This is a genomic window from Bradyrhizobium sp. (genome assembly GCF_049691595.1).
In the GTDB taxonomy this organism is placed as follows: domain Bacteria; phylum Pseudomonadota; class Alphaproteobacteria; order Rhizobiales; family Xanthobacteraceae; genus Bradyrhizobium.
In genome coordinates, this window is sequence record NZ_JBAVNZ010000367.1 from 1 (window position 1) to 6,335 (window position 6,335).

Below are 6,335 nucleotides of genomic sequence, written 5' to 3' on the forward strand. Positions count from 1 at the left end.
GCGCTGGAAAAGCTCTCGGGCGCTCGCGGCGCGAAAAGCCTCACCGTCGATGCCAGTGACAACGCGGCGGAGTTCTTCCAAAAGCGCGGCTATGTCGGCAGGCAGCGCAATACCGTGATGGTCAACGGCGAATGGCTGGCCAATACCACGATGCAGAAGACGCTGGACCCGGCGCCGGGAGGCCCAAAATGAGCCGCGAACGCCTCTATCTGTTCGACACCACGCTGCGCGACGGCGCGCAGACCAACGGCGTCGATTTCACGCTGCACGACAAGCGGATCATCGCCGCGATGCTCGACGGGCTCGGCATCGATTATGTCGAGGGCGGCTATCCCGGCGCCAACCCGACCGACACCGAATTCTTCGCCGCGAAGCCAAAACTTGCCCACGCGAAATTCACCGCCTTCGGCATGACGCGGCGGCCGGGCCGCTCGGCCTCGAACGATCCGGGTCTGGCGGATCTGCTGGAAGCCAGGGCCGACGCGATCTGCTTTGTCGCGAAATCATCCGCCTATCAGGTGCGCGTCGCGCTCGAGACCACCAACGAGGAGAACCTCGCCTCGATCCGCGACAGCGTCGGCGCGGCAAAAGCCGCGGGCCGCGAGGTCATGGTCGACTGCGAGCATTTCTTCGACGGCTACAAGGAGAACCGCGACTTCGCGCTGGCCTGCGCCAGGGCGGCCTACGATTCCGGCGCGCGCTGGGTGGTGCTGTGCGACACCAATGGCGGCACCATGCCGCATGAGGTGGAAGCGATCGTCACCGAGGTGGTGAAGCATATCCCCGGCGGCCATCTCGGCATTCATGCCCATAACGATACCGAGCAGGCGGTGGCCAATTCGCTGGCCGCGGTGCGCGCCGGCGCGCGGCAGATCCAGGGCACCCTGAACGGGCTCGGCGAGCGCTGCGGCAACGCCAATCTGTGTTCGCTGATCCCGACCCTGCGGCTGAAGCGCGAATTCTCCGACGCCTTCGAGATCGGCGTCACCGCCGACAAGATGGCGACCCTGATGAAGGTGTCGCGGACGCTGGACAACATGCTCAACCGCGCGCCGAACCGTCACGCGCCTTACGTCGGCGAAAGCGCCTTCGTCACCAAGACCGGCATTCATGCTTCCGCCGTGCTCAAGGATCCGCACACCTACGAGCATGTGGCGCCGCAGTCGGTCGGCAATCGCCGCAAGGTGCTGGTGTCCGATCAGGCCGGCCGCTCCAACGTCATGGCCGAACTCGATCGTGCCGGCATCGCCTATGCGAAGAACGACCCGAAGCTCGCGCGTCTGGTCGTGGAATTGAAGGAGCGCGAGGCCGCCGGCTACGCCTATGAGTCCGCCAACGCCTCGTTCGATCTGCTGGCGCGGCGTACCTTGGGCAAGGTGCCGGAGTATTTTCGGGTCGAGCAGTTCGACGTCAATGTCGAGCAGCGCTACAACGCCAACGGCAAGCGCATCACGGTGGCGATGGCGGTGGTCAAGGTCGATGTCGCCGGCGAACGGCTGATCTCGGCCGCCGAAGGCAACGGCCCGGTCAACGCGCTCGACGTAGCCTTGCGCAAGGATCTCGGCAAATACCAGAAATACATCGAGGGTTTGCGGCTGATCGACTACCGGGTGCGTATCCTCAATGGCGGCACGGAAGCGGTGACGCGGGTGCTGATCGAGAGCGAGGACGAGACCGGCGAAAGCTGGACCACGATCGGCGTCTCCCCCAACATCATCGACGCCTCGTTCCAGGCGCTGATGGATTCGGTGATCTACAAGCTGGTGAAATCCGGCGCGCCGGCGTGAGGCTTATTGCCCCGTCATTGCGAGCGCAGCGAAGCAAACCATCGCGCCGCGCAAAGAAAGAATAGATTGCTTCGTCGCAAGTGCTCCTCGCAATGACGGTAAATACCGAGGATGCCGCCCATGATCGACCACGTCTCCGTCGGCGTCGCCGATCTCGACCGCGCCGCGCGCTTCTACGAAGCGGCGCTGGCGCCGCTCGGGCTGTCGCGACTGGTGAGCCGGCCGGCGACGATCGGTTTCGGCAAGACCTATCCCGAATTCTGGATCAACCTGCGCGCCGGCATGGAGCCTGTAGAGGCGGGAAGCGGCGTCCACATCTGCCTGCGCGGAAAATCAACCGGCGATGTCGATGCATTCCACGCCGCGGCGTTGAACGCGGGAGGCCGCTCCGACGGCGCGCCGGGGCTGCGCCCGCATGATCGCGTGCGCTATTACGCGGCCTTCGTCATCGATCCCGACGGCAACCGAATCGAGGCGGCGACCTTTCCGGGCGAGTGACGGTCGCTGAACCTAAAGCCGTCTTGCCACTTCCGCCGCCATCTCCTTGCTGACCTCGGGCGCCCGGGCGGCGGCGGCGCGCAGCCGCGGCAAGATATCTTCCACCCGTTCGGCCTGGATGATATCGACCGTCAGCGTCGGGCGGATGAACTCGGTCGCGCGCATATGCGCAAGCAGCGCCAGCAGCGGTTCCCAGAAATGATCGATGTTGGCGAGCAGGATCGGCTTGTTGTGGCGGCCGAGCTGCTGCCAGGTCAGTTGCTCCACCAGTTCCTCCAGCGTGCCGACGCCGCCGGGCAGCGCCACGAACGCATCGGAGCGCTCGAACATCAGCCGCTTGCGCTCATGCATGTCGGGCGTGACGATCATTTCCTGCACGCGGGTCAGCGCGTGTTCGCGGGCCTTGAGGAAATCCGGGATGATCCCGGTCACGGTGCCGCCGTGATCGAGGGTGGATTTGGCGACGGCGCCCATCAGGCCGACCGAACCGCCGCCATAAACGAGGCGGATATCGTTCTCGGCAAAAATCCTGCCGAGGACGATGGCAGCTTCGACAAAGCGGGGATTGGTACCGGGGCCTGAGCCGCAATAGACGCAGACGGTTTTGATTTGATTCATGCCGTCTTGTGGCACTGCAACTTAAAATGCGTCAAGTCCCGTCGAGGCCCCGCCGCGGTAGAATCGCCCCGTAGTTGGCTGTAAATGGCCAAGAAAATACGTCAAAAGGCTGTACGCAGCGTCCAAACACTTTATATGACGGGCACGATGCAGATCCATGGAAATAACGCGACAGCGAACCGGTGCGCCGTCCTGCCTCTGGCGGTCGATTGATGACCTCTCCTGATTCGCACCCGCACGCCGACGAAGCCCAGCCCGCCGCCGGCGGACCGGCCGAACAGGCGACCCTGGTCGGAACGCTCCTGCATCTGTGGCCCTATATCTGGCCGGGCGATCGCGCCGATCTGAAGATGCGCGTGGTCTGGTCGATGGTGCTGCTGCTGGCCGCGAAGCTCGCGACGCTGTCGGTGCCATTCACCTTCAAATGGGCGATCGATGCGCTGAACGGCACCGGCAGCGCGCCGGTGCAGCCGTCGAACTGGACGATGTGGCTGATCGCATCGCCCCTGATCATGACGGCGAGCTACGGCGCGGTGCGCGTGCTGATGGCGGTGCTGACGCAGTGGCGCGACGGCATTTTCGCCCGTGTCGCCATGCATGCGGTGCGCAAGCTCGCTTTTATCACCTTCGTCCACATGCACGAGCTGTCGCTGCGCTTTCATCTGGAGCGCAAGACCGGCGGCCTGACGCGCGTGCTGGAGCGCGGCCGTTCCGGCATCGAGGTGATCGTGCGGATGGTGATTCTGCAGCTGATCCCGACCATCGTCGAGGTGTCGCTCTTGATGGCCGTGCTGCTGTGGCAGTTCGACTGGCGCTACGTGCTCGTGACCATGATCACGGTCGTGATCTATATGTACTACACCTATATCGCGACCGAGTGGCGGATCGAAATCCGCCGCAAGATGAACGATTCCGATACCGAGGCCAATACCAAGGCGATCGACTCGCTCCTGAACTACGAAACGGTGAAATATTTCAGCGCCGAGGAGCGCGAGGCGGCGCGCTACGACCGCTCGATGGAGCGCTACGAGCAGGCCAGCGTGAGGACCTATACCTCGCTGGCGGTCCTCAACACCGGGCAGGCGATTATTTTCACCTTCGGCCTGGCCTCGACCATGCTGATGTGCGCGCTCGGCGTCCGCAACGGCACCAATACGATCGGCGATTTCGTCATGGTCAACGCCATGATGATCCAGCTCTACCAGCCGCTGAATTTCATGGGCATGGTGTACCGCGAGATCAAGCAGGCGATCATCGACATCGAGAAGATGTTCAACGTGCTGGCGCGCAACCCCGAGATCAAGGATATCCCCGGCGCCCGGCCGCTGATCGTAAGCTCGGGCAATGTGCGCTTCGACGACGTGCGGTTTTCCTACGACCCGGATCGACCGATCCTGAAGGGCCTGAGCTTCGAGGTGCCCGCCGGCAAGACGGTCGCGATCGTAGGTCCCTCCGGCGCCGGCAAATCGACGATTTCGCGGCTGTTGTTCCGGCTCTATGACGTCTCAGCCGGCAGGATCCTGATCGACGGCCAGGATATCCGAAACGTCACGCAGGCCTCGTTGCGCGCCTCGATCGGCATGGTGCCGCAGGATACCGTGCTGTTCAACGACACCATCCGTTACAACATACGCTACGGCCGCTGGGACGCCGGCGACGCCGAGGTGGAGGAGGCCGCGCAGCTCGCGCAGATCGACAGCTTCATCCGGATGTCGCCGAAAGGGTATGAAACCCAGGTCGGCGAGCGCGGGCTGAAACTGTCCGGCGGCGAGAAGCAGCGTGTCGCGATCGCGCGCACCGTGCTCAAGGCGCCGCCGATCCTGGTGCTCGATGAAGCGACGTCCGCGCTCGACAGCCACACCGAGCACGAAATCCAGGAAGCGCTGGAGCGCGTGTCGCGCGGCCGCACCTCGCTGGTGATCGCGCATCGGCTGTCCACGATCGTCGGCGCCGACGAAATCATCGTGCTGGATCAGGGCCGTATCGCCGAACGCGGCAGCCATGCGCAGCTTTTGGCTTCCGGCGGACTTTATGCCAGTATGTGGAACAGGCAGCGCGAGGCCGAGGAGGCGCGGGAGAAACTCGCCCAGATCGGCGACAAGAACGAGGCGCCGAACCGCGTGCCGCCGCCGATCCGGGAGACGGTTCAAGATCCGGTTCAAGAGCCCGGTTCCATGGCGACCGCCGCCGAATAACCGAACCACAGCTCCACCTCCCGTCATCATGGGAGTGGGGGAAAGATGACAGCGAGTTCCCATGTCCATCGCCAATTCCATCCGCGCGCAAATTCCGCCCGTTCATCCCGAAGGTTATCCCTTCATCGGCGGATTCGCGCTGGCCAGTCTGGTGCTGTTCTGGATCTGGACGCCGCTCGGCTGGATCGGCACGCTCCTGACGGTCTGGTGCGCGCTGTTCTTCCGCGATCCCGTGCGGGTTACGCCGGTGCGCGATGGCATCGTGGTGTCGCCCGCCGACGGGCGGGTCTCGATGATCACCGAGGCGTTGCCGCCGGCCGAACTCGGCCTCGGCGACAAGCCGCTGCCGCGAATTTCGATCTTCATGAGCGTGTTCAATTGCCATGTGAACCGCAGCCCGGTAGCGGGCCGGATCGACCGGATCGCGTACCGGCCCGGCGCCTTCGTCAACGCCGAACTCGACAAGGCGAGCGAGGACAATGAGCGCAACTCGCTGGTGATCTCGACGCCCAATGGCCGCATCGGCGTGGTCCAGATCGCCGGCCTGGTGGCGCGGCGGATCGTCTCGTTCGTGCGCGAAGGGCAGTCGATCGGCGCCGGCGAACGGTTCGGCCTGATCCGTTTCGGCTCCCGCCTTGACGTCTATTTGCCGGATGGCACCAAATCGCTGGTTTCCGAAGGCCAGACCGCGATCGGCGGCGAGACCATTTTGGCCGATTTCAGGTCGGCCGACGCAGGACGGACCTTCCGCGCCGATTAACCATCCGGAGGACCGAAATGCCGGCTGGCCGCCGCAATGGCGAAGCCGGCCCGCGCTTGCTATATGTCAGCCATGATGCCCGCCGATCCCAAACATCCGGAAACGCGCCGCCGCCGGTTTCGTCCGATCCCGGTGCGGATGCTGGTGCCCAACGTCATCACGCTGCTTGCGATCTGCGCGGGGCTGACGGCGATCCGTCTGTCGACCGAAGGGCGGATGGAGCTTGCGGTCGCGGCGATCGTGTTCGCGGCCGTGCTCGACGGGCTGGACGGCCGCGTCGCACGGTTGATCAAGGGCCAGTCGAAATTCGGCGCCGAACTCGACAGCCTCGCCGACTTCGTCAATTTCGGCGTCGCGCCCGGACTGATCCTGTACTTCTGGCAGTTGCACGAACTTAAGAACGGCGGCTGGATCGCGGCGATGGTGTTTGCGATCTCTGGCGGCCTGCGGCTCGCCCGTTTCAACGCGACCATCGAC

6 protein-coding genes and 1 pseudogene are annotated in these 6,335 nt (G+C 64.3%); 6 read left to right on the forward strand and 1 reads right to left on the reverse strand.

All coding sequences use genetic code 11. The annotated features are described in order from the left end of the window. The 3 genes and pseudogenes from WCE35_RS16225 to WCE35_RS16235 all read left to right on the forward strand — a co-directional run. Window positions 1–192 (forward strand): annotated as a pseudogene (locus WCE35_RS16225) (GNAT family N-acetyltransferase); the annotation flags it as partial. Further along, window positions 189–1,787, forward strand: coding sequence for a citramalate synthase (cimA, locus tag WCE35_RS16230; RefSeq protein WP_424594355.1), 1,599 nt, complete (start codon window positions 189–191; stop codon window positions 1,785–1,787). The pseudogene WCE35_RS16225 and the gene cimA, both read left to right, overlap by 4 nt. Window positions 1,788–1,907: 120 nt before the next feature. Further along, window positions 1,908–2,285 carry a VOC family protein gene (locus WCE35_RS16235; RefSeq protein ID WP_424594356.1) on the forward strand — a complete coding sequence of 126 codons (378 nt, stop codon included), beginning with the start codon at window positions 1,908–1,910 and terminating at the stop codon, window positions 2,283–2,285. Window positions 2,286–2,297: 12 nt separating this feature from the next. On the opposite strand, the gene WCE35_RS16240 is transcribed toward WCE35_RS16235, so the two are convergent. Beyond that, window positions 2,298–2,903 carry a TIGR00730 family Rossman fold protein gene (locus tag WCE35_RS16240; RefSeq protein WP_424594357.1) on the reverse strand — a complete coding sequence of 202 codons (606 nt, stop codon included), beginning with the start codon at window positions 2,901–2,903 and terminating at the stop codon, window positions 2,298–2,300. A 212-nt stretch (window positions 2,904–3,115) separates the two neighbouring features. Here WCE35_RS16240 and WCE35_RS16245 point away from each other — a divergent pair, with 212 nt between their 5' ends. The 3 genes from WCE35_RS16245 to WCE35_RS16255 form a co-directional block, all read left to right on the forward strand. Continuing rightward, window positions 3,116–5,098: an ABCB family ABC transporter ATP-binding protein/permease gene (locus WCE35_RS16245; RefSeq protein ID WP_424594358.1), complete on the forward strand. Its 1,983-nt coding sequence runs from the start codon at window positions 3,116–3,118 to the stop codon at window positions 5,096–5,098. Window positions 5,099–5,159: 61 nt separating this feature from the next. Then, window positions 5,160–5,858 carry a phosphatidylserine decarboxylase gene (locus WCE35_RS16250; RefSeq protein ID WP_424594359.1) on the forward strand — a complete coding sequence of 233 codons (699 nt, stop codon included), beginning with the start codon at window positions 5,160–5,162 and terminating at the stop codon, window positions 5,856–5,858. Between the two features lie 72 nt (window positions 5,859–5,930). Then, window positions 5,931–6,335, forward strand: a 405-nt coding sequence (locus tag WCE35_RS16255) for a CDP-alcohol phosphatidyltransferase family protein (protein ID WP_424594360.1), incomplete at its 3' end; no start/stop codon positions are given.

Coding starts and splice junctions, on each gene's coding strand:
- cimA (WP_424594355.1), top strand. CDS start 189: ATGAGCCGCGAACGCCTCTATCTGTTCGACACCACGCTGCGCGACGGC.
- WCE35_RS16235 (WP_424594356.1), top strand. CDS start 1,908: ATGATCGACCACGTCTCCGTCGGCGTCGCCGATCTCGACCGCGCCGCG.
- WCE35_RS16240 (WP_424594357.1), bottom strand. CDS start 2,903: ATGAATCAAATCAAAACCGTCTGCGTCTATTGCGGCTCAGGCCCCGGT.
- WCE35_RS16245 (WP_424594358.1), top strand. CDS start 3,116: ATGACCTCTCCTGATTCGCACCCGCACGCCGACGAAGCCCAGCCCGCC.
- WCE35_RS16250 (WP_424594359.1), top strand. CDS start 5,160: ATGTCCATCGCCAATTCCATCCGCGCGCAAATTCCGCCCGTTCATCCC.